At 40.5% G+C, this 23,240-nt stretch carries 21 protein-coding genes; 11 read left to right on the top strand and 10 right to left on the bottom strand.

Translation table 11 applies throughout. From position 1 onward, the window contains the following. Positions 1-16 precede the first annotated feature (16 nt). Together G6Q00_RS06345 and G6Q00_RS06340 are read left to right on the top strand one after the other, a co-directional pair. The gene (locus tag G6Q00_RS06345; RefSeq protein ID WP_163532471.1) at positions 17-775 is read left to right on the top strand and encodes a TSUP family transporter; all 759 of its coding nucleotides are present in this window, start codon (positions 17-19) and stop codon (positions 773-775) included. Positions 776-795: 20 nt separating this feature from the next. After that, positions 796-1,554 carry a TSUP family transporter gene (locus G6Q00_RS06340; RefSeq protein WP_163532470.1) on the top strand — a complete coding sequence of 253 codons (759 nt, stop codon included), beginning with the start codon at positions 796-798 and terminating at the stop codon, positions 1,552-1,554. A 6-nt stretch (positions 1,555-1,560) separates the two neighbouring features. Here G6Q00_RS06340 and G6Q00_RS06335 read toward each other — a convergent pair whose 3' ends face one another. The 8 genes from G6Q00_RS06335 to lolA all read right to left on the bottom strand — a co-directional run bounded on the left by G6Q00_RS06335 (position 1,561) and on the right by lolA (position 11,515). After that, positions 1,561-4,068 (bottom strand): molybdopterin guanine dinucleotide-containing S/N-oxide reductase, encoded by a 2,508-nt coding sequence (locus G6Q00_RS06335; protein ID WP_163532469.1) that lies wholly within the window; start codon positions 4,066-4,068, stop codon positions 1,561-1,563. A gap of 285 nt (positions 4,069-4,353) precedes the next feature. Continuing rightward, positions 4,354-4,929 (bottom strand): cytochrome c3 family protein, encoded by a 576-nt coding sequence (locus G6Q00_RS06330; RefSeq protein ID WP_163532468.1) that lies wholly within the window; start codon positions 4,927-4,929, stop codon positions 4,354-4,356. A 55-nt stretch (positions 4,930-4,984) separates the two neighbouring features. Beyond that, on the bottom strand, positions 4,985-6,256 hold the full coding sequence (locus G6Q00_RS06325; RefSeq protein WP_163532467.1) for a peptidase U32 family protein: 1,272 nt from the start codon (positions 6,254-6,256) through the stop codon (positions 4,985-4,987). Between the two features lie 9 nt (positions 6,257-6,265). Beyond that, entirely contained in the window at positions 6,266-7,018 is a 753-nt protein-coding gene (gene cheZ / locus G6Q00_RS06320; protein ID WP_163532466.1) for a protein phosphatase CheZ, read from the bottom strand. Between the two features lie 86 nt (positions 7,019-7,104). Continuing rightward, positions 7,105-8,292, bottom strand: a complete 1,188-nt coding sequence (trpB, locus tag G6Q00_RS06315) for a tryptophan synthase subunit beta (protein WP_163532465.1) — start codon at positions 8,290-8,292, stop codon at positions 7,105-7,107. After that, positions 8,292-9,650 (bottom strand): bifunctional indole-3-glycerol-phosphate synthase TrpC/phosphoribosylanthranilate isomerase TrpF, encoded by a 1,359-nt coding sequence (gene trpCF / locus G6Q00_RS06310; protein WP_163532464.1) that lies wholly within the window; start codon positions 9,648-9,650, stop codon positions 8,292-8,294. Before trpCF ends, trpB begins: the two co-directional genes overlap by 1 nt. Then, positions 9,643-10,638: an anthranilate phosphoribosyltransferase gene (gene trpD / locus G6Q00_RS06305; protein WP_163532463.1), complete on the bottom strand. Its 996-nt coding sequence runs from the start codon at positions 10,636-10,638 to the stop codon at positions 9,643-9,645. The genes trpCF and trpD overlap by 8 nt, the downstream gene beginning before the upstream one ends. A 358-nt stretch (positions 10,639-10,996) precedes the next feature. After that, the gene (gene lolA, locus G6Q00_RS06300) at positions 10,997-11,515 is read right to left on the bottom strand and encodes a LolA-like outer membrane lipoprotein chaperone (RefSeq protein ID WP_163532462.1); all 519 of its coding nucleotides are present in this window, start codon (positions 11,513-11,515) and stop codon (positions 10,997-10,999) included. 102 nt (positions 11,516-11,617) lie between these two features. Here lolA and secA point away from each other — a divergent pair, with 102 nt between their 5' ends. The 3 genes from secA (at position 11,618) to G6Q00_RS06285 (ending at position 15,776) form a co-directional block, all read left to right on the top strand. Further along, a complete protein-coding gene (gene secA, locus G6Q00_RS06295; protein WP_205426550.1) occupies positions 11,618-14,209 on the top strand; it encodes a preprotein translocase subunit SecA in 2,592 nt (863 codons plus the stop codon). Beyond that, positions 14,209-15,441, top strand: coding sequence for an ABC transporter permease (locus G6Q00_RS06290; RefSeq protein WP_205426549.1), 1,233 nt, complete (start codon positions 14,209-14,211; stop codon positions 15,439-15,441). The genes secA and G6Q00_RS06290 overlap by 1 nt, the downstream gene beginning before the upstream one ends. Positions 15,442-15,530: 89 nt before the next feature. After that, the gene (locus tag G6Q00_RS06285) at positions 15,531-15,776 is read left to right on the top strand and encodes an RNA recognition motif domain-containing protein (RefSeq protein WP_034375995.1); all 246 of its coding nucleotides are present in this window, start codon (positions 15,531-15,533) and stop codon (positions 15,774-15,776) included. Positions 15,777-15,793: 17 nt separating this feature from the next. On the opposite strand, the gene G6Q00_RS06280 is transcribed toward G6Q00_RS06285, so the two are convergent. Both G6Q00_RS06280 and G6Q00_RS06275 read right to left on the bottom strand, forming a co-directional pair. Further along, entirely contained in the window at positions 15,794-17,047 is a 1,254-nt protein-coding gene (locus G6Q00_RS06280) for a GIY-YIG nuclease family protein (protein ID WP_205426548.1), read from the bottom strand. Beyond that, positions 17,037-17,480, bottom strand: a complete 444-nt coding sequence (locus G6Q00_RS06275; protein WP_163532459.1) for a hypothetical protein — start codon at positions 17,478-17,480, stop codon at positions 17,037-17,039. Before G6Q00_RS06275 ends, G6Q00_RS06280 begins: the two co-directional genes overlap by 11 nt. A 173-nt stretch (positions 17,481-17,653) precedes the next feature. On the opposite strand from G6Q00_RS06275, the gene G6Q00_RS06270 reads away from it, so the two are divergent. From G6Q00_RS06270 to G6Q00_RS06245, 6 genes are all read left to right on the top strand, one after another. Then, on the top strand, positions 17,654-18,787 hold the full coding sequence (locus G6Q00_RS06270; RefSeq protein ID WP_163532458.1) for a succinyldiaminopimelate transaminase: 1,134 nt from the start codon (positions 17,654-17,656) through the stop codon (positions 18,785-18,787). After that, on the top strand, positions 18,781-20,118 hold the full coding sequence (murC, locus tag G6Q00_RS06265) for a UDP-N-acetylmuramate--L-alanine ligase (protein ID WP_163532457.1): 1,338 nt from the start codon (positions 18,781-18,783) through the stop codon (positions 20,116-20,118). Before G6Q00_RS06270 ends, murC begins: the two co-directional genes overlap by 7 nt. Beyond that, the gene (locus tag G6Q00_RS06260) at positions 20,112-20,450 is read left to right on the top strand and encodes a hypothetical protein (RefSeq protein WP_205426547.1); all 339 of its coding nucleotides are present in this window, start codon (positions 20,112-20,114) and stop codon (positions 20,448-20,450) included. The genes murC and G6Q00_RS06260 overlap by 7 nt, the downstream gene beginning before the upstream one ends. Beyond that, positions 20,447-22,684, top strand: a complete 2,238-nt coding sequence (locus tag G6Q00_RS06255) for an endonuclease MutS2 (protein WP_163532456.1) — start codon at positions 20,447-20,449, stop codon at positions 22,682-22,684. The genes G6Q00_RS06260 and G6Q00_RS06255 overlap by 4 nt, the downstream gene beginning before the upstream one ends. 179 nt (positions 22,685-22,863) lie before the next feature. Beyond that, positions 22,864-22,995 carry a BRCT domain-containing protein gene (locus G6Q00_RS08615; RefSeq protein WP_240331025.1) on the top strand — a complete coding sequence of 44 codons (132 nt, stop codon included), beginning with the start codon at positions 22,864-22,866 and terminating at the stop codon, positions 22,993-22,995. A 21-nt stretch (positions 22,996-23,016) separates the two neighbouring features. Then, positions 23,017-23,240 (top strand): hypothetical protein (locus G6Q00_RS06245; protein WP_163532030.1); only part of this gene is annotated, 224 nt, incomplete at its 3' end.

Here is a 23,240-nt window from a genome sequence, read left to right as displayed (position 1 = left end):
TTCAAGGAGTGAATCAATGGATTTTCCATGGTATGTTTTAATCCTCTCTTCTATCATCGCCTTTTGTGCAGGCCTTGTTGATTCTATTGCTGGAGGCGGAGGGCTTATTACAGTGCCCTCTCTTCTAGCTTTAGCAATCCCCCCACACATGGCTCTAGCCACCAATAAATTACAAAGCAGTTTTGGTAGTTTCATGGCCGCCTTTAATTTCTTTTTGAAAGGATTAGTCTCTTTTAAAGAGTTAGCTTTAGGGGTACTTTGTATAGGTCTTGGGGCAGGCGCTGGGAGTATTTCTATTTTGCATCTTAAAGCAGATATTTTACGCGTACTCATTCCTATTTTTCTAAGCGCTATCTTTATCTATACTTTGCTAGCCCCAAAAGTAGGTCAGGAGGATAGGCATGCTAGACTTAAACCCCCTCTTTTTTATAGTGTCTTTGGTTTTGGGATAGGGTTTTACGATGGCTTTTTTGGCCCCGGTACAGGTTCGTTTCTGACCTTTTCTATGGTTGCTCTCTTAGGGCTTAACATGAAAAAGGCAGTGGTACACACAAAAGTTCTTAATTTCACGGCTAATCTTGTAAGCTTATTTGTTTTTCTCTTAGGAGGGCATGTAATCTGGTCTATTGGGCTTTTAATGGGGCTAGGGCAAATGTTAGGGGCGTGGGTGGGTTCTAATTTAGTGGTGTCTAAAGAAATTAAATTTATCCGCAAAGTGTTTTTATGTGTTGTGGGGGCAACGATTTTAAAACTAATCTGGGATTTGTTACACTAGTCTATTTTAAGGAGCAAGCAATGGATTTTCCATGGTATGTTTTAGCCCTCTCTTTTATCATCGCCTTTTGTGCCGGTTGGGTAGATGCCATTGCTGGAGGCGGAGGACTTATTACAGTGCCCTTTCTTGTATATTTAGGAATCCCTCAATACTATATTTTAGCCACCTATAAGCTGCAGATGCTGTTGGGTCATTTGACTTCCGTGTTGAATTTCTTTGTAAAAGGGGCGTTGCATTTTAAAGGGGTGGCTTTAGGGGTGGTTTTTATAGCACTTAGCACTGCTCTAGGCACACTACTTACCTTATATCTTTCACCAGAAATCCTGCGTATTATCGTCCCTATTTTAATGTGTGGCGTTTTTATCTACACTCTATTAGCTCCCAAAGTTGGCGAGGAGGATACAAAACCTAAAATCAAACCCGCGCTTTTTTATACCGTTGTGATTTTTATTTTAGGGTTTTACGATGGCTTTTTTGGACCAGGAGCGAGCTCTTTTATCATTTTTGCCTTTGTAACTTTCCTAGGTCTTAACATGAAAAAGGCGGTGGTACGCGCTAAACTTATGGGTTTTACAAGCAATATTGTTAGCCTTGTGATCTTCATAGGAGGCGGGCATGTGTTGTGGTCTATTGGGCTTTTAATGAGTGCAGGGCAAATACTTGGTGCGTGGATAGGGTCTAATCTAGTCCTCACCAAAAAGGTTAAATTTATCCGTATCGTGTTTTTATGCGTGGCGGGGGTTACAATTTTAAAGTTAATGTTAGCTCTTGTCCATTAATGGTAATTATTTCTTTTTAATATGAGGCGGATAAAACGCACTTAAAGCAGGTAGGGGCTTTTTATACTTTTCTAAATTAACTAAAGCTGTATGCGCGCAGTTACCATTGGCTAGCGCAGAAGTGGGCTTATCCATAGTCAGTACATTAGCATTCCCTGATTTACATAAACCCTTGCTATCTGGATCATACCAAGAACCCTCACACAAGCGCACCACCCCCCTAGCGATGCGATTACTCACAAAAGCACCGGCTAGTACCTCCCCGCGTTTGTTAAACACCCGTACCACATCTCCACTTTTAATCCCTAATTTGTTAGCATCTTTATCATTAATAAGAATGGGCTCACGGCCATGTATTGCGTAGCTATCACGCAAACGACTTTGGCAAAGCTGGGAGTGCAGGCGATCTTTTGGGTGGCTAGAGATTAAATGAAAGGGAGCTTGCTTGGTAGCATTGCCCAGCCACTCAGAAGGCTCAAACCACATGGGGTGTCCTTGACAATTCTGATATTTATAACTAGCCACCCGTGGAGAATAAATCTCAATGAGCCCGGAATCTGTGCCTAGCGCGTTAAGAATGGGATCTTCTATAAAATCTGCAAAACGCACCCATTCTTGGCTCTCAGAGGTGGGCTTAAATGTAATAGGCGTGTTTTTAGCCCAAAACTCTTCAAAGCTAGGCATAGGGGTGAATAACTCCCCAAAACTTTTAGTTTGTTTGCGCGCTGTTTCGTAATACTCACGGATAAAATCCTTAGGTTTTTGCCCCTTTTGTGTGTAGAGATCAAAAACTTCTTCTCCATAGTGGCGGCACAAATCAGAAAAAACTTGGTAATCATCTTTGCTCTCTGCTATGGGTGCAACCGCTTGTTTCATAGGGATAATGTGCATGTTAGAATAATCCCCACTCATGGTAATATCATCGCGCTCATAGGGGGAAGTGATGGGCAAAAGAATATCTGCCATTTTAGCCGTAGGTGTCCAATAGATTTCATGGATTACCACCGTGCGGGGTTTGCGCCAGCCTAATAAATTTTTATTGGTATCTTGGTGGTGTACAATGGGATTACCCCCCACCCAGTAGATAAAATCAATATCCGGATAAATTAACTTTTGCCCATTATGATTAAAGGACTTGCCCGGATTAAGCAAAGCATCGGCGATGCGCGCTACAGGAATTGCACTACTACTGCTATCCTTTAACCACTCCGGCCCTGCTTGATCTTGTTTTTCTAAAACTAGCCCCATAAATTTTCCCTCTTTCCACACCCCGGGCCTTAGCGCGTCCATTCCAGAAATCACCCCTCCCTTGCAAGTAGGCACGCCCCCATTGCTATAATGATAACTCAAGCCAAAACCCCCGCCCTTGCTTCCAATTTGGCCTAAGATGCAAGCTAGAGTTACAAGCATCCAATGGGGTTGTTCGCCATGCTCAGCGCGCTGCATTCCCCAGCCACTCATTAGCATAGTTGGTTGGCTAGCAAAAAGAGTAGCCAATCTTTTAATGGTGGAGGCCTCTACCCCACAAATAGAGCTCGCCCACTCAGGGGTTTTAGCAATGCCATCTTTTTGCCCTTGCAAATATTTTAAGAAAATTTCAAAACCCGTAGTGTAGGTCTCTAGGAATTTTTTATCATGCTTATTAGTAGCCACTAAGTGATAAGCCATGCCAAGCATGAGTGCTACATCGCTATTAGGGCGCGGGGCGATCCATTCTGCGCCTAAAAAGAGAGCCGTATCTGTATGCACTGGATCGATGCAAATTACTTTAATTTTACTTTTTTTAAGTTTTTCAAAATAGGCTAGGCCTCTTTGATCGCTAGCCGTCCATGCAATGCGCAAAGTATTTAGAGGATCAGCTCCCCAGATCACCACGCATTTAGAATACGCTAGAATATTTTCCCATGAGCTTTGTTGTTCATACACTTCAATAGAACCCACCACATAGGGCATGATCACCTGAGAGGCCCCCGTAGAATAATCCCCTAAACTCCCCACAAATCCCCCAGTAAGATTTAAAAAGCGATGGAGTAAAGTGCGTGCGTTGTGCATATTCCCGCTTGATTTCCAGCCATAACTCCCCCCAAAAATGGCATTATTCCCCTTATTCTCTCTAGTTTTTTTCAACTCTCTAGCCACTAATTTAATCGCTTCTTCATAGGGCACGCGTACAAAGGGTTCTTTACCGCGCAAATGCGGTTTAGGATTATCCGGATCTTTTAAATAAGATTGGCGCACATAAGGGTATTTGACCCGGGAGGCATAGATCAAATCAGCCGTATAATGTTGCAAAGCATTATCCATAGCTGTTACCTTTTCCCAAGGCTGGCTTTTAATCACTTTACCCTCTTTAATGCTAAGTTTGAGTGCCCCCCAGTGAGCCGCACTAATCACAGAGCCGTTATACACTAACCCGGGCTTAATGCTTGTAGCCTTAGCAAAAGTGCTAGAGGGAATCAAAGGCAAAGCGCTTAAAGAGGCGCTGAGTTGTAGGAATTTGCGGCGATCTAACATAGCAAGCCTTTCAAGGGGTTGTGAAGTGCCAAAATGCTAAAGACATTTTGGCTTCCTAAGCTGATATTGCCCGTAGGGAAAGTTTGGTCCTCACTTTATATCCCTATAGTAGGGATTTTACAGAGTTGAAAGCTCCAACGCATTCCCTACAGGTCTCACATATCATATCTCTAAAGGCGTAACTTCCGGCACTCCCTGCCGTAGATACAAATGTATGCGGGTATTGTACCACAAAAGTTAGAATAGCTGGCTTTATTCCACCTGCTAAAGACGGGTGGATTTCTGCTAAGAGCCATTAAAATCTTTGGCGTTTTTTTGTAGATACTCAATCACAAGCCAGCGATCTTTTTTAGCAATGGCGGTTCTTGTTTGCATGGAGCGAAAAATGGCTGGCCACGCATTGGCGCGAAACTCTTGGGGTTTATGCAAAGCATGGCAAGTACCACAATTATGAGAAAAGAGTTCCTGTGCGTGGGTTAACATGGCCTGCAAATCAGGGCTAAAGTTAGCTTTATCCGCCCACACTTCTATACTTACTTGATCCCATTTGCCCGTAGTAGAGGGGGTGTGGCTAGTAAATTTTAAAGGCGTGTTTTTAGCAAAGGCAGCTACAAGCACGCGGAGATGATCGCTTGCATAAATCACAAAGGGGGCTTTAGGGTTGCTATACCCTGTTATGTGCAACAACACGCGCGACCCTTGTATTTTAAGAACACTAAAGGCATTGGTGGGGAGTAGCCGCCCTGCTACCTTGCTATCCTCTGGGTGCAGATACAAAGAAAGCACTTCAGGGCTGTAAAGTAAGTTTTGTGCTTGCAGAAAAACCCCTAAGATTAAAGCTAAAAGCGTGTGTTTGTACATTAGGGTATCCTTTTGTAGTACTCTAATATGCAAGACTTGAAAGTAGCCTTACAATTTAGGCTAATTTTGTGCGTAAAAATGTGTGCGAGGGGAGTTTGATAGGTAGTTTTACAGGGTTTGTATTCCCGCTATGAATTGCCTCTAATTTTGTGCCATTTTGCAAAAGGATTGTGTAAAGCTGGAGATAGTATTTATTTTCATGATAATAAACTTTACCAATTTCATTAGCCACAGGTTTTATAGACACACCAAAGGGTAAAACCAATTCGTAGGGTTGGTTAGGTTTAGTGGTGAACTTACATAAGAAATATAGACCGTTATCTAACACCTCACCATTGACCTGAAAATCACCCTCACTAATAGCGCTTTTAAAGTTTTGGGTGTCTAATTTTTCATAGGGCCGTTTGATAAGATAGCCCTCACTAAACCCTCTATTTTTAAGCGTGGCTAGTTCGGCTTGGTAAAGGGCTGGGCGGTATTGGTTATTATAATAATCCTCAATAGCGGTGCGGTAGGTTTTAGTTGTGATGGCTGTATAGTAGCTAGATTTAGTACGCCCCTCAATTTTAAGCGCGCTAATGGCCTTAGAGTCTAAGATAGTTGCGATATGATTAGCTAAATTTAAATCCTTAGCATTTAAAATATGCGTCCCTATTTCTTTCTCTTCCTCTAGGCGCATCATCACGCTTGTATCCGGATTTTTAATATAAACCTCATAATCAAACCGACAATCATTCGCACAACTCCCCCGATTAGGCACGCGCCCATGTTGGAGTGCTGAAATCAAACAGCGCCCTGAAAAAGCAAAACACATACTCCCATGTACAAAAACCTCTAATTCTAAATCCGGCAATGCTTCTTTAATTTGCACCGCATCGCTTAAACTCATTTCTCTAGCCACTACAATGCGCTTAACCCCCATTTCATAAAAGGCACGCGCATCTAAGACATTCATGACATTAGCTTGGGTAGAAAGGTGGATAGGAATATGGGGGGTGATCTTTTGGGCAAGTTTTAAAACCCCAATGGTAGCAATGATGAGCGCATCAACTTGACAAGCGGCTAATTTTTTAAGGTGTTCTTCTAAAAGCTTAATTTGGGAGTTAAAAGGAAAGGCATTTAAAGTAGCGTAGAATTTTTTACCCCTTGCATGGGTATAATCCACCCCCTCTTTAAAACTTTCTAAATCAAATTCTTTAGCCGCGCGGTTACGCAGCGAAAATTGCCCCAAACCGGCATAAACCGCATCTGCGCCATAATCAAGAGCAATTTTAAGCTTGGCAAGATTGCCAGCAGGAGCGAGCAACTCTACAGGTGAAGCAGGCATAAAAGATAGTTATTTTTTCCCAAAAGCAGCGATGAGGGCTTCAATATCGCTTTCACTCGCTACACTTTCATTATCATCGCCAACGATATAAGAAGCAGAGCTAACCCGTTTAGAATCCTCAATATTGCCCTCAAATAAGGAATTCATATACTGGGTAAGCGCGCGCATGACATTAATAACCCGCTCGATCTTTTGGCGGTGAATATCTTGATATTGCATAATATCCATAGCCTGCATAGAAGAATCCAAACACCCTTCGGCTTTTTCTTGGATAGAATCGATGCTTTGTAAAATTTCATGGGTTTCATTCAAAGAGGTTTGGAAAGTCTGGATAAGGGGGAAAGCTTCGGCTAGGGTTTCAAAGATTTCTAGGTGTTTTTGCAAGGGTGTTTTGATCTTTTTAAGGGTTTTTAAAATGCCCTCAGAGTTCATGTTGATGTAATCTAGTTGATCAAAAATTTGGGTGGCTTTGACCTCAGAATCTTTTGTTACATCATCAAGTTGGTGTACCACTTTGTGTTCTTCAGTAGGGGGGGGAGGGGGCCACTCTTCAGAATCGATCTTGCCATATCTCTCTGCGTACTTCTTATCCACTTTCATATAGCTAGTTTCTGTAGCGGCTTCTTTTTTATCCTCCGCCCCAGTAAGAGTGTGCTCTTCCTCTTTTTTTGCCTCATCAGAGGAATTTATTTCTCGATCTAGAGGTTCTACTATCTCTAAACCGCCTCCACTAATCAAGGCATCTAATTCTTCCTGGGTCATCTATCCTCCTTAGATAATCTGGCGATTATAGTTTATCTTACTTATATAAATGCTTTAATGGCACACCTAAGCTGTTCTATGCACCCTTAGTCGTCATTTTGATCCCCAAGCGTTTTTAACGCTTTTTGTACACTTATCAAATCCTTATCGCCCCTCCCACTTAAATTAACCACCATAAGCGTCTCTTGTGTACAACTTTGGGCTATCTTTAAAGCATAGGCTAAAGCATGGGCGCTTTCAAGAGCAGGGATAATCCCCTCAGTCTTGCAAAGCTTTACAAAGGCTTTTAAGGCCTCTTGATCGCTAATGGCTACATAGCGCGCGCGCCCTGTTGTTTTTAAATAGCTATGTTCAGGACCCACTCCCGGATAATCTAATCCAGCAGAAAGGCTATGACTCTCACAAATTTGCCCTTGATCATCTTGTAAAATATAGGTTTTACTGCCATGTAAAATCCCTACACTTCCCTTACACAACACCGCCCCGTGTTTATTCGTTTCTAAACCTAACCCGGCTGGCTCTACGCCAATTAACTCCACTTTCTTATCTTCTAAAAAGCCAGAAAAAATACCAATAGCATTAGATCCCCCTCCCACACAAGCGATCACATAATCTGGTAGCCGCCCTTCTTTTTCTAAAATCTGGGCTTTGCTCTCTGTGCCTATAATTTTTTGGAAGTGTTTAACCATTTGCGGGTAAGGGTGGGGACCAGCAACTGTACCTAATAAATAGTGGCTAGTGGTATAAGAACTAGCCCAATCTCTAAGGGCTTGATTGATCGCATCTTTTAAACTAGCCGATCCGCTTTTTACGCTAATCACCTCAGCCCCCATTAAACGCATACGAAAGACATTAGGTTCTTGTCTTTGAATATCTTTTTCTCCCATATAAATTACACATTCTAATCCCAAAAGGGCACAGGCAATAGCACTTGCTACCCCATGTTGGCCTGCACCTGTTTCAGCAATGATGCGTTTTTTACCCATTTTTTTAGCCAAAAGTGCTTGGCCAATGGCTTGGTTAGTTTTATGCGCCCCGCCATGGATTAAATCTTCGCGTTTTAGATAAAGTTTGACTTTGGGATTTTGCACCACATTTTGCACCAAAGTTAAAGGGCTAGGACGCCCCACAAAATCCTTTAATAACCGGCTAAACTCAGCTTGAAAATCTAAATCATGCAAGCATGCTCTAAAGGCCTCTTGGAGTTGCTCTAAAGCCGGCATTAAAACCTCAGGGACAAAGCACCCTCCAAATTCTCCAAAATAGCGATCCATCAATACTCCCGTAACATTTTTGCAATTTGTGCGATCTTTTGTTTATTCTTTTTACCCGGTGTATTTTCCACACCTGAATTAATATCTAAACCCAGCGCGCCTGTACTAATAGCTCTTTGTAAATTACTAGCATTTAACCCCCCAGCTAGCATAAATGAATGGGATAATCCGCTTAAAATTTCCCAAGAAAAGGCTATGCCATTGCCTCCAGCTCTACTACCCTTGCTATCATATAAAATTAAATCCGCATGCAAAGTGTGGGCGCTTAATTTATGCGCATTAACATCAACGCGCTCTACCTGCCAAATCGCACAAGAGAGGGCATGTTTTAAAAGCGCAATTTGTTTAGAGGTGTAGTTTCCATGTAGCTGTATGGCTTTTAAGCGCAACTGGCATGTATATTGGATAATGGTTTTAATATCTGCTTTGACAAATACCCCTACAAAGTCTAGTTTAGGCACTTTTTTAATCAATTTAGCCGCTTTTTTAAGAGAAATACAGCGCGGCGATTCAGAATCAAAGATCAACCCGCCATAAATAAACCCGTGTTTAAAGACGGCTTTAGCATCTTTAACCCGCTTAAGGCCACAGATTTTATTTTCCCCTAAGATGAGTTTTTTACAGGCTTTGTTGAGATTTTTCTGAGACATTAAAGAGCTACCCACTAGAAAGCCATGTATATGCCCACAGAGTTTTTTAACATCAGCATGGCTAATTATGCCTGATTCGCTAATGATGATCTTATCATCTGGAATTAGGGGGCGTAACTCTAGGGTGGTGTGTAAATCAACTTTGAGTGTTTTTAAATTGCGATTATTAATGCCTAAAATAGACGCGCCTAAGTGTAAAGCTCTTTGTACTTCTTCTTGGTTATGTACCTCTGTTAAAACCGCCATTTGTAAGGATTTAGCTAAAGTGGCTAACTTAGTATAAGTATTATCATCTAAGATACTAAGCATTAATAAAATCGCATCAGCACCCATAAAACGGGCTAGGCGTACCTGAAAAGAATCAATGATGAAATCTTTACATAAAATAGGTTTACTTGTATTAGAGGCTATGATCTGTAAATCGTTATGAGAACCTTGAAAATACTTTTCATCGGTGAGTACAGAAATACAAGTGGCGTATTTTTCATATACTCCAGCAATTCTAAGCAAATCAAAATCGCTTCTAATCAAACCCTTAGAAGGGGAGGCTTGTTTGCACTCTAAAATAAAACTAGTACGCCTCTCTTGTAGTGCTTGAGAAAAATCTCGCGTACTAGGTTTAAGCGCCTCAGAAATGACATAACGATTCTTTAAAGACTGCACCTCTAATTTTTTATGTTCTAACATAGTGGTTAAAAAATCATGCATGGCTAATTTTAATAATCCTCTCTAAATTTTCATAAGCTTTTTGGCTTTGCATGCAATCTTGGGCCATCTTTACCCCTTCTTTAAGATCATCTACCCTACCGGTTAGATAAAGCACGCAAGCACTATTGGCCGCAATACTAGCTTTATGTGCCTCTGTACCCTTGCCTTGTAAAATATCTAAACAAATTTGTACATTTTGCTTTAAACCCGTGCTTTTAATTATATCTAATGGATAACTTTTAAGCCCAAAATCTGAGGGGTATAAATCATATTGCGTTATTTCTCCCTCTTTTAACTCGCAAACAAAGGTTTTTCCATGTAAGGCAACTTCATCTGTAGACGATCCATGCACCACCATAGCTCTTTGTACCCCTAATTCTTGTAAAGCCAAAGCTAAAGGATAACAAAGTTTTGCATCATAAACGCCTAATAGCTGGATAGTTGGCCTTAAAGGGTTAAGCAAAGGCCCAAGTAAATTAAAAATAGTACGGGTTTGTAAAGCGCGTCTAAGTTTAGCCACTTTAGCAAAGCTGGGGTAATAAAGGGGTGCAAAGAGAAAGGCAAAATTAGTTTGATCAAGACTAATGCTAAGGCGCTCTTGTGGCATGGATAGATTTAGCCCTAAGCATTGGAGTAAATCTGCACTCCCGCTTCCACTAGCGCTATAATTGCCCGCCTTAGCCATTTTAACACCTAAAGAGGCACACACCAAAGCACTCATGGTACTAATATTAATGCTTTTAATCCCATCTCCACCCGTGCCACAATTATCCACCCAATCACCACGCAAAGGGCACTCCACTAACAAAGCCTTAGCCGCGCTAGCAATTTCTAAAGGGCTCTCTCCTTTGCATTTGAGGGCGATTAAAAGGGCGCTTAGCTCAATTTGGCTTAAACGATCCTCTACAATTGCCTTAAAAAGCGCCTCTATCTGTGAAGAATCTAAATCTTGTTTAGCGCATAGTTGGTTTAAAGTATCAAGATACATTGCTTACCGGTCTTTTAATTAGCATTATAACAAAAAAGACCGGGCTAGCCCAAAACAGCGCTTAAGGCTACTCTAACAGCACCTCTGCTCTTCATCTACCTCTAAATCATCTGATGCACTATCTGTACATCCGCATTGTTCTTCTAACTGCGCACATCTGCATTTGAGCGCGTCTAACTTATTCCTAGCAACCTCATATTCGGTTCGTAGAGTGTGCAATCTCTGGCGAAGTGTTTTAATTAGGACAAGCCTATCTTCTCCTTGCAAATTCATGAACCAAAACCTCACTTTCACGGCTTTAACCGCCATATTTTCCTAAAGGCATGCGTTACCTAGCATAAAATGCCTTAAAATACCCTTATTGCCTGATAATATCAACACCCTTTGGAGGGGTAAATTCAAATAAAGCAGACTCCAAAGAGATATTTGTTTTGACATCGCTAAAAGTAATGCGCACCTTGTGTTGGAGTTTATCAATAAAATCTAACTGAATGGGTAACCCTTTTTTTAAAGTGAGGTAATAAGTGGTTTGGTTGATCTTGGCTTTATAGCGGCCATCTTTTTGTAACTTAGCTTTTTGTAAGATAGTAAAAAAATTGAGGTCTTTGCTAAGTTTAGTAAAAGTGGCTTGCAATAGCTTAGGTTCATAAATAATCACCTGTTTATTTTGCATATACACCTCTTTAGGGCTAGGTTTGTTATAAATCCATTTGGCATAAAAAGGGGCTTTGGCTAAAACCTCACCCTCATAAACCGGATTAATAGGGGAGGGTTTTGTGCCTAAAACCTCTTGTTTAAAATGCGCGCTTAGACTTGTAAATTGCAAGGGCGCAGCCACCAAAAAATGTAAAAAAAGTAGAAAAATACACCAACGCATGCTTACTCCCTTTGTTTTATTGGGGATTCTACAAGATTTTGTTAAAATCCGATCTTATGCAATACCAACACAATTCAAGTATCCTTGAGCTAAAGGATAAATATGATTAAAGCCATGCTCAGTAAAATCATTGGCACTAGAAACCAACGGGCGATTAAGAATTATAAAAAACGCGTAGAGACAATCAATGCCTTAGAGCCAGAAATGATAGCCCTAAGCGATGCGCAGTTACAGGCGCGTTTTGATAATTTAAAAGTACAGGTTCAAAGTCAAGAAAAAGGCTTAGACGAGGTGTTGGCTGAGAGTTTTGCCATCACTAGAGAGGCCTCCAAACGCACGCTTGGCCTGCGCCATTTTGATGTCCAACTCATCGGGGGCATGGTTTTACATGAAGGCAAAATTGCTGAGATGAAAACTGGGGAGGGCAAAACTTTAGTAGCCACTTTAGCCGTAGCCCTTAATGCTTTAAATGGGCATAGCGTGCATGTAGTTACGGTTAATGATTATCTAGCCCAACGCGATGCTAAGGAAATGCAACCTCTTTATAATTTTCTAGGTTATAGTGTAGGCGTAGTAACTGGGGAAGTAGATGATGAGGCGCGTTTGGGGATATATGCCTGCGATGTGGTTTATGGTACAAATAATGAATTTGGCTTTGATTATCTACGCGATAACATGAAATATTCTTTAGATCAAAAGGTACAAAAAGAACACGCCTTTGCTATTGTAGATGAGGTCGATTCAATTCTAATTGATGAAGCGCGTACACCTTTAATTATCTCCGGTCCGGTTAATAAACGCATGGAAAATTACGGACGGGCTGATCAAGTAGCCCAGCGCATGAAAGTGGAGGAAGATTTTAATATTGATGAGAAAAACCGCGTGATTTTAATCACCGAAAAAGGGATTAAAAAGGCTGAAGAACTCTTTGGGGTGGATAATCTTTATAGCCTAGAAAATGCCATTCTCTCCCACCATTTAGATCAAGCGCTCAAGGCGCATTATCTCTTTGCGCGGGATAAAGATTATGTAGTGGCTAATGGGGAGGTGGTAATTGTTGATGAATTTACCGGCCGTTTAAGCGAGGGGCGGCGCTTTAGTGAGGGACTACACCAAGCCCTAGAGGCAAAAGAAAAAGTTGGGATTAAAGAGGAAAGTCAAACCCTAGCAGATATTACTTTTCAAAATTACTTTAGACTTTATGAAAAACTCTCTGGCATGACCGGTACTGCCCAAACAGAGGCCACAGAGTTTTTAGAAATCTATCATTTAGAAGTTGTGTCAATCCCGACTAATTTACCCATCCAGCGCAAAGACCTTAATGATTTGATTTATAAGAGTGAAAGAGAAAAATTTGAAGCAGTGGTGGCTAAGATTAAAGAATTACACGCCATAGGCCAACCCGTACTTGTAGGGACGGCTAGTATCCAAAAAAGCGAGGCTTTGCATGCTTTATTACAAAAAGAGCGCATTGCTCACACTGTACTTAATGCTAAACAGCACACTAGAGAGGCTGAAATCATTAAAGATGCCGGGTTAAAGGGGGCAGTTACTATTGCAACTAACATGGCCGGGCGCGGAGTGGATATTAAACTTGGCCAAGAAGTTAAGGATTTAGGCGGGCTTTATATCATTGGCACAGAACGCCATGAAAGTAGACGCATTGATAACCAATTAAGAGGCCGAAGCGGGCGACAGGGAGATCCAGGGGTGAGTCAGTTTTATTTGAGTTTAGAGGATAGTTTGTTGCGCATTTTTGGGAGTGAGCGCATTAAGGGGGTGATGGAAAAACTAGGGCTACAAGATGGGGAGTATATTGAATCTAGACTTGTTACGCGCTCAGTGGAAAATGCGCAGAAAAAAGTAGAAGCCTTGCATTTTGAGAGCCGTAAACACCTTTTAGAATACGATGATGTGGCCAATGAGCAAAGAAAGACGGTGTATAAATTTAGAAACGAATTATTAGACGATTCTTATGATATTGGCGCGCGCATTGCAGAAAACCGCCAATACGCCATAGGCCGTATTTTAGAAACAAATCAGGCTTTTAAAGAACAGGATTTTCAAGATGAGGATTTAGTCCATGTTGCCCAAAATTTGCAAGAAGAATTTAATTTGCACCTAGATTTTAATGCATTAGAGCAAAGAGACTTAACTTCTGTAGAAAATTTTATTTTAGAGGCTTTAGAGGCGCAATATAGCGCTAAAATGGCTCACATGGAGGATCAAAATAAAATTGAGCGAATCGTGTATTTACAGATTTTAGATCAGGCTTGGCGCGAACATCTCTACACAATGGATAATCTTAAAACCGGTATCGGGCTAAGAGGTTATAACCAAAAAGATCCTTTAGTGGAGTATAAAAAGGAAAGTTATAATCTCTTTTTAGAACTCATTGATTCAATCAAACTAGAGGCGATTAAAACCTTTCATAAGCTTGAGTTAGTAGCCGATGCGCCCGATCAGAGTCAACAACTTTTAAGTAGCTTAGAAGAATCACAGACAGATTTAAGTTTTAATAACCAAAATATTGAACTAGGATTAAATAACTGGGAGACAGAGCCTAAACAGCAGGGTAAAACCATGACGCGCAACGCTCCATGTTTTTGTGGGAGTGGCAAGAAGTATAAACATTGCCATGCTAAAAGTGGCCCTAAAAAAGGAATCTTTGCCCCACAAAATAAGCCCCGTTGATGTTTAAGCCCTCCTCTTTAGCGGTCTTTTTAGTCCGCCGTTACTTGCGTTTTGATAAGACTCAGCCCTTTATTAGTATCACCGCGCTTTTAGCCTTTTTAGGGGTGGGGGTGGGGGTGATGGTTTTAATTGTGGCAATGGCTATTATGAATGGCATGGGGAAGGAATTTGAAAATAAACTTTTTGTCATGAATTATCCTCTTACCCTTTATGCCACTAGCTACTATGGAATTAATCAAAAAACCGTGATTGCTTTAGAACAACGCTTCCCCCATCTTATCTTTAGCCCTTTTTTACAAGCCCAAGTGATGGCGCGTTTTAATGGCATGTTAAGTGGGGGCATGCTTTTTGGGGTCAATATCAAACAAGAGGTGCGGATTAATCATATCCTTAAAAAGGGGTTGGAGGGAAAATTAAAAATATTCATGCAAAATCCTTTTAATTTAGTAGCTGGCAAGGGTTTTAAAGAATCTTTAATGCTAGCGCAAGCCAAGCAAGTTGATTTATTTTTCACTAAATTAGAACCCACCGGTTTTGTACTCTCCCCCACCATGAAACGCTTTAATCTGCAAGGGTATTTTGAATCCGGTTTAAAAGCCTATGATGGGAGTTATCTTTACACTAATATCCAAGCTTTGCGCGCTATTAGAGATTTACCAGAGGGGGTTTATGATGGGGTGCATATTTATTCTAAAGATGCGATGCAAGATTTAAAGAGAATCAAACAAGCTTTAAAGAGTATCCCTAATAATGGGGTGGATATTGAAGGGTGGTGGCAACAAAATGGGAATTTTTTCTCGGCTATGGCTTTGGAAAAACGCGCGCTTTTCATCGTTTTAATGCTCATTATTTTAATGGCCTCTCTTAATATCATTAGCTCTTTACTCATGGTGGTGATGAATCGCCGTAAAGAAATTGCGCTACTACTCAGTTTAGGCGCGACAAAACAAGAGATTAAGAAAGCCTTTTTTAGTTTAGGGGCTGTAATTGGTATGGGGGGTATAATTTTAGGCATTCTTTTAGCTTTTTTGGTGCTATGGATTTTAAAAACCTTCCCTATCATTTCTCTACCTGCTGATGTTTATGGCATGGATAAATTACCCTTAGACCTCTCTATGGGGGATTTTTTAGGCACTGTACTTGGGGCATTAATTATCGTAGCGCTATCCTCTTACTATCCTGCACTCAAGGCTTCAGGTGTTAATGTATTAGCGATTTTGCGTAATGAATAAGATTTTCAGTCTATTTTAAATTATTTTGCGCTAGGATCAGACTGCCTTTAGTTTATTCTTTAGTTCAAGATTAGCCATGGAGAAGGATTTTGAAAAACATTTATGTCGGGAATTTGGTTTATAGCGCTACAAACCAAGATGTTGAGGAATTGTTTAGCCAATTTGGCGCTGTCAATTCGGTGAAGTTGATCCAGGATCGAGAGACTAAAAGACCTAAGGGTTTTGGATTTGTGGAAATGGAAGATGAAGGAGCACAAAAGGCAATCTCTAGTTTAGATAACACTGATTTTATGGGGCGCACGATCCGCGTTACTGAGGCTAACCCCAGAAAGTAGCTACTTAACTTTAAACATTAGACCAGCGCTTTGATTTTTCTTAACCGGTGATAGGAAATAGCAAAGCGGTGGGCTTCGTCTCTAAGTTTTTGTAAGAATTGCAAACATGAGTCTTGTGCTTTAAGATGCCATGTCTGATTAGATTCATAGATCACATCTTCTACATCTCCTCCAGCACGCTTAGCCCTGCCCCGCACTTTAGCCTTAGCAATCCCTAAAACTTTAATATCAAACCCAGCAGCTTTTAAAATATCCTCAGCCAAACACACCTGCGCCCTGCCCCCATCTAAGAGCCATAAATCCGGTATTTCTTTTAGATTTTTTAGCCGTCTTTCTAGCATTTCACGCATTTGGCTATATTCATCTTTGCCTTGCAATAAATAACGCCGGTAAGCACTTTTAAGCCATTTTCCATGAGAAAACACCACCATACCCCCTACACAATGGGTTTGTGCGTGGTGGCTGGCATCAAAAATTTCAATTCTTTGGGGGAGTTTTTGTAGCTTAAAAAGAGTTTGCAGGGCGTAGATTAGTTTTTCTTGGAATTGTTCTGATCGCTTTAAAAGGGCTTGGATTTTTTGTAAATGATCGCGATAGATCGCTGCCTCTTCAAAACGCTCTTGTAAAGCTAGTGTACGCATGCGTTGTTCTACTAAAGCTACGAGCTTGCTTTTATCGGTTAATAAGCCTAAAGCTTCTTTAACTAATAAGGCATAATCTTGCTGGGTGATTTTACCCTCACAAGGGGCTTTACAACGGCGCATTTGATAAAAAATACAGGCCTTTTTGCCTTGTAAACACGCCTTGCTTTGTACTAAAGGTACAAATTCAAGCAGGCTTTCTAAAATATCTCTAGCCCCGCTACTAAAAGGACCAAAACCGGTATAACCGGGTTTGATTCTACGGGCTAATTCAAAAAAAGGATAGGGCTTAGTTAAATCCACACAGATATAAGGGTAGGTTTTATCATCTTTGAGCAAAATATTATACTTGGGCTGGTTAGCTTTAATTGTTTGGTTTTCTAAAAGTAGCGCCTCTTCTTCATTAGCGGCAAATTGTGTTTGAATGGTGGCAATTTGGGCTACCATGCGTTGCATGCGCAAACTATTTTTAGGGTTAGCTAAAACCTGCCCCTCTTTGATTTTAAAATAGCTTAATATGCGCTTTTGTAAATTCTTAGCTTTCCCCACATAGAGTAATCTATGCTTGCTATCAAAATACAGATAAATGCCGCTATGAGTGGGCAAATTAGCAAGAGTATTAATATCCATGATTATGCTTAACACATGTACGGATTAATTCAAAGATTGCATAAATTTCTGGGTCTATTGCATGGTTAATAAAATGCCCTTCAGATCGTTCTGTATAAGTGGCCTTAGGCGCTTTACTCTCAAAGTTTTGAGCGATACGGCAAGGTATATAGGTTTGTACTTCTAAGTCAGGCGGTACTGTAATATCTAATTCTTTAATGGCCTGTAATAAAGTTTGGCTAAATTCTTGGTAATTTGCTTGAAAATAATAACGCGTACTTGGGTGTTTAAATACAAGCAAGAGTTTAGAATTTTTTATTACAATAGAGATTAACCCCATACTCACAGCTGGTGGGAGAAATAATTTTAATTTATCCAATTCTAGGCGCATTTTAAGAGGGTTGAGAGAAGGCGCTTGTAGAATGGAGGAGAGGATACTTTGTACATCTTTCATGGACTTATTTTAGCATGTTTATTAACCGGTTGTGGCTATAAAGCCCCCCCTTTTTATAAGCCAAACAAGCCTACAAACAAGACCCAGAGCACAAAACCACAAACACCAAGCCCGAGCCAAACGATCCAAGAGTAGGGAATTTAGGTATAATGGCCTTTTTTGCGGAGGTTGTTATGTTTGAGCCTTATCCCTTTGAGCGGTTAAACGCCTTGCTAGGAGATGTTACTCCTGCAATTAAGCCTTTAGATTTTTCCATCGGTGAACCCCAGTTTGAAACCCCTTATTCCATTCAGAAAGCTTTAAAAGAGCACACAAGCGACTTACGGTTTTATCCTAAAAGCAAAGATACGCAATTTCTTAAAGAAGCACAGATTAGTTTTATTAAAAGGCGTTTTGGGTTAGATTTGCAAAAGTGGCAAATCATTCCCACACTTGGCTCTAAAGAGGTGCTTTTTGGTTTCCCTCTTTTTTATTTGCACAACAAACACTCCCCTAAAATGGCCTTTTCTAATCCCTTTTATAAGGTCTATTTAGCTAGCGCTAGAATGGCTAGAGCAGAGGTGATTTTCATGGACCTTTCTAAAGAAAATAATTTTACGCCCCTCTTGCCTAAAGATAGCAAACCGGATTTAGTTATTCTTAATTCTCCAAACAACCCTACCGGGCGTACCTTAGATTTAGAGGAGCTTAAAACTTGGGTGTTACGCGCCCTTGAAGAGGATTTTGTTTTGCTCAATGATGAATGTTATAGCAACATTTATAGCGCCACTCCCCCCCCCTCCATTTTAGAAGCCTGTAAACTTGTAGGCAATTTTGAGTTTAAAAATGTCTTAGCGGTGAATTCTATTTCTAAGTCTTTGAGTGCCCCGGGACTGCGTAGCGGTTATATTGCCGGAGATGCAAGCATTCTTGCGGCCTACCAAACCTTGCGCTCTTATAGCGGGTGTGCCATTCCTCTACCACTCCAACATGCCAGTGCTATAGGGTGGCTAGATAATCATGCCCAGCAATCTATCCAAGAGATCTATGCCACTAATCTAAAACTTGCCCAAGAGATTTTACAAGTCCCTATATTCCCTACTAGTTTTTATGTGTGGCTAGAAGTACCAGATGGGCAAAAATTTACCCGCTATTTATACGAACAAACCGGGCTAAAAGTTTTACCCGGATCTTTTTTAAGCTATTTAGAAAGCCCACACACTAGAGATTTTGTGCGCATTGCTTTAGTACAAACCCCTGAAATTTTAAAACCCGCTTTAGAACGCCTCAAAAGTACTTTAGAGACTTATAAATTCTATCCATGCTAAAGCGCCCTATCCACACTTATAAAATCCACTTTATTGGCATTGGTGGGATTGGCATTTCAGGATTGGCCAAATATTTAAAAGCACAGGGGGCAGTTGTGAGTGGATCAGATATTGTAGAGAGCTCTATTACGCGCTATTTAAGAAGTCTAAATATTCCTATTACTATCCCCCATAGCAAAGACGCGCTTGAGGATCAAGAGGTGGTGGTACACTCTGCCATTATTAAAGCCGAGAATGTAGAAATTGTGGCCGCTATGGAAAAAAATTGCATCATTTTATCGCGCAAAAGAGCTTTAGAGTATATTTTAGGGGATAAGCAAGTTTTTAGCGTATGCGGCGCGCATGGAAAAAGCAGTACAAGCGCGATGTTAAGCGCTCTTTTGCCCCACTTTGGGGCTATTATTGGGGCAACTAGTAAGGCTTTTGGATCAAATGTGAAAGAAAGCCATAGCCATAGCCTAGTTTTTGAGGCCGATGAGTCCGATCAAAGTTTTTTACACTCAAATCCTTATTACTCCATCGTAACCAATGCAGAGGTAGAACATTTAGATGGCTATGATTATAATTTAGAGGCTTTTTATGCGGCTTATCAGGAATTTTTAGCGCTAGGTAAAAAGCGTGTTTTTAATGCTAATGATCCTTTCTTAAGCACTTTAGATTTAAAAGCCAAACGACTCTACCCCAATCAAGATATTTCAGAAATTAGTTATTTTTTAAGAGATGAAGAGCCTTATACGCGTTTTAAATTCAAAGATTTAGGGTTTTTTGAAGTGTGGGGGCTAGGGGCACACACGGCTACTAATGCGGCTTTGGCAATTTTAGCCGCCCAAGATGAACTCCCCTTAGAAACTTTGCGCCAAAATCTTTTAGATTTTAAAGGGATTAAAAAACGGTTTGATATTTTGCAAAAAACAGAACTTATCATCATTGATGATTATGCCCACCACCCTACAGAGATTAGCGCCACTTTAGAGGCTTTACAAACCTATGCGGATTTAAAAGGCATGTCAGATGCCCTAGTCATTTGGCAACCCCATAAATTTTCGCGTTTATTAGATAATTTAGAGGGGTTTCAAGAGTGTTTCAAGCACCCTATTATTCGCGATCTTTATATTCTACCCGTTTATAGAGCCGGTGAAAAACCCCGTGAGCTAGACTTATTAGAACTCTTTAAACACCTACAACCCACCCTGATTAATCGAGTCTGGCGTACAGAAGAGGGGTTAGATTTTTTTGTAGGGGAGCAAAAGGTCCGCACCCTTAAAAGGGGGCTAGTGATTGGATTTGGCGCAGGAGACATCACCGATCAACTCAGAGGCGTGTTTTGTTAGCATGGGTGATTCTTTTATTAGTACTTGTACTTTTATGGTTTTTACTCAAAGATTTTTTTGCCAAAGGGATTTTACAAAAACTTGTTGTTTTGATCTTTTTAATGGCTTTGGGGGGGGCTTTGGGTGTTTACACTTACAAGCAAGATCGGATTAACCAAACCCACATGGCATTAGAACGGGCATTTTTGCGCGGCGATGAGCTAGAATGCAAGGGTGTTAAAGTCAACTCTAAAACCTTTAGTTTAGTAAGAAAAACGCTAAGTTTTTTAGGCAAACAAAACACTTCTATGCAGGGGATATTAGTGCAACTACCAACCTGTAAGATTCTTTGATGTTGCCCTTACAACTAGATTTAGAAGGGTTTTTAGAGCGTTTCAAGAGTTTTTTAGCACGCCCTAAAGACTTTGCCCTTGCTAGCACAAATCCTTATATTTGGGAACACTTAAAAGAATTAGAAACACTCCAAATAAACCCGCCCCCAGCGGTTATTTTTTTACAAGAGGCTTTAAAGTCTTTTAAAAAAGGCGGGATATTACAGCTTGAAACCTTGTTTGCATTTACCCAGATGACTCGCTATCTACTAGTTTTTAAGAAAAACACCGATTCTAAAATACAGCCCTATCTTTTTGATTATATCCAGAATATCCAGATTCCCGCCCCCCTTTTAGACTTAGAAAAACAAATGGCAGATACCCCCGCTTTTAAAACAGGATTTTATGCCGATTTAGACGCTTTATTAGAGAGCGTAGAGCGACTCAAGCGCGCACAACAGCAGGTTTTTAGCCAAATTCTAAGCCAAAGTGCTTTAGAACCCTATTTAGTGGATAGACAAGTACATTTCATGCAAGGCTTAGAAACTCTCTTGCTTAAGCCGGGTTTTTCACATGTACTTAAAGGGGTGGTAATACAGCGATCGCATAGCGGGCAGTTTTATATCCAACCTTTGGAGGCTAAAAATCTCGCCCATAAAATCCAAGAAAAGCAATTAGAAATTGAACTGTGCATTAGGCGGATTTGTACCCATTGGACTCAAAATTTACACCCCCATTTTTTATTTTTACGCTTCCTAGATCGCCAGTTTGACTATCTGGATCACCTGCAAGCCCGGGTATTCTTTGCTAAAGCTGAAAATCTTTCTTTTATTAAGCCTAATTTAGAAGGTATGCTTATTTTAAAAGACTTTGCCCACCCTAATCTTAAAAACCCTAAGCCTATTTCTTTGTATTTTGATAAACAACTCTTACTCATTACTGGTGTTAACACTGGGGGTAAGACAATGCTACTTAAATCCATTTTAAGCGCCGTGTTTTTAGCCAAACACTTTTTACCCTTTAAAATAAACCCACACCACTCCCAAGTCCCTTATATAGAGAATATCCATGCCATTATCAACGATCCGCAGAATAGTAAAAATGACATTTCTACCTTTGCAGGGCGCATGCTTGATTTCCACCAAGTTTTGGATAAATCTGATCTTTTATTAGGGGTTGATGAGATTGAATTAGGCACCGATGCGGCTGAGGCAAGTTGTTTGTATAAGGTGCTTTTAGAGCACTTGGTAGAAAATAATGCAAGGGTTGTCATCACCACGCATCATAAACATCTAGCCATGTTGCTAGCCAAAAATAAAGCCGTACAACTCTTAGCGGCTAATTATGATTTAGAAAGCCAAATGCCTACTTATACTTTTACTCCCGGACTCATTGGTAAAAGTTATGCCTTTGAGAGTGCTTTAAGATATGGAATACCTTTAAAATTAGTACAAATGGCTAAACATCTTTATGGGCAGGATCAAGAAAATCTAAGCGCGTTAATTGAAAGAACAAGCGCTCTTGAACAAGAATTAAGCTTGGAGCGCATGCGTTTACAAGAGCGCAGTCAAGCCCTAGAAATTCTGCAACAAGAGGGTTTAGAAAAACTAAAAAACCTAGAGGAACAACAACAAAGAAAGCAAAATACTTTAGAGAAAAGTTATTACAAGGCATTAAGAGAGTTACAAGAGGCTTTAAAGAACTTCCAAAAATCCCAGAATAAAAGCCAAGCCCACCAAAGTATCCAAGCTATCCAACTGGATCTAAAAAAAGATCTAGCTAAAGCACCTAAAGAGCCCAATAAACCCACATCTATAGAATTAGGCACGCTAGTGATCTATAAAAAAGCTAGTAGCAAAGAAAAGGGGCGTATCATCGCTAAAAGTGGGGATTTATTTGTGGTGGCTTTAGATAATGGGCTTAAAATCAAAGCAAGAGGTACAGATTTACAAGTTGCTACCAACCAAACAAGCAAACAACCCCAAGTTAAATTAGAGATTAAACCAAAAGCACAGGCTAACATGCATTTAGATGTGTGTGGGTTAGATGTACAAGAGGCTTTAGAAGAGCTGCAAGGGTTTTTATCTAACGCGCTTCTAGCAGGGTTTAATGAGGTTGTGATTATCCATGGAAAAGGCAAGGGCATTTTACGCCAAGCCATTAGACTCTGGCTTAAAAACCACCCCAAAGTACTAGATTTTTGCGATGCCCCCTTAAAACTAGGGGGTTCTGGAGCGCAGATTGTGAGGATTTGAATTTGGTTGTGTGGGGTTTATCCAATCCTTAGCGTTCTTTATAAACCCCATAGCCTCAGAAAGAAAAGTAACCCCCTCTTTTTTTAAAGATAAAAAGATCGTGATTACAGGTAGTTTAAAAAGTTTGCGTGCAGAAATTAGTGCCTTACTTGAAAATTTAGGCGCAATTACAAACCGGGGTGAGTTCTAAAACAGATTTACTCATCTGTGGGGAGGATCCGGGGAGTAAATTGCAAAAGGCTAAAAAGCTAGGGATAGAGATAATGGAGGAGATAAGCTTTTTAGAACGTCTGTATCCTCCCCCAAGATGAAGTATTTAATAAGGGGAGCACTTGAAACAACCCGAAGACATGACACAAGAGGAGCTAGCAAATCTAATTAGATCTAAGCCAGTTGATCTCTCAAATTTAGAATCTGATCACATTCCCCGTTTAACAAAAAATTCGTTTATCCATCATAAAGGCAAACACGCTGGGGAGTGGAGAGACCAAGCAGAGGAGCGCAAGGTTAGACAATATGTATTAAAGCATATGGGCAACTTTGACATCACTAAAAG

This window comes from Helicobacter suis (genome assembly GCF_902196125.1).
Lineage (GTDB): Bacteria > Campylobacterota > Campylobacteria > Campylobacterales > Helicobacteraceae > Helicobacter > Helicobacter suis_B.
This window is presented reverse-complemented; position numbering and strand designations above follow the sequence as displayed.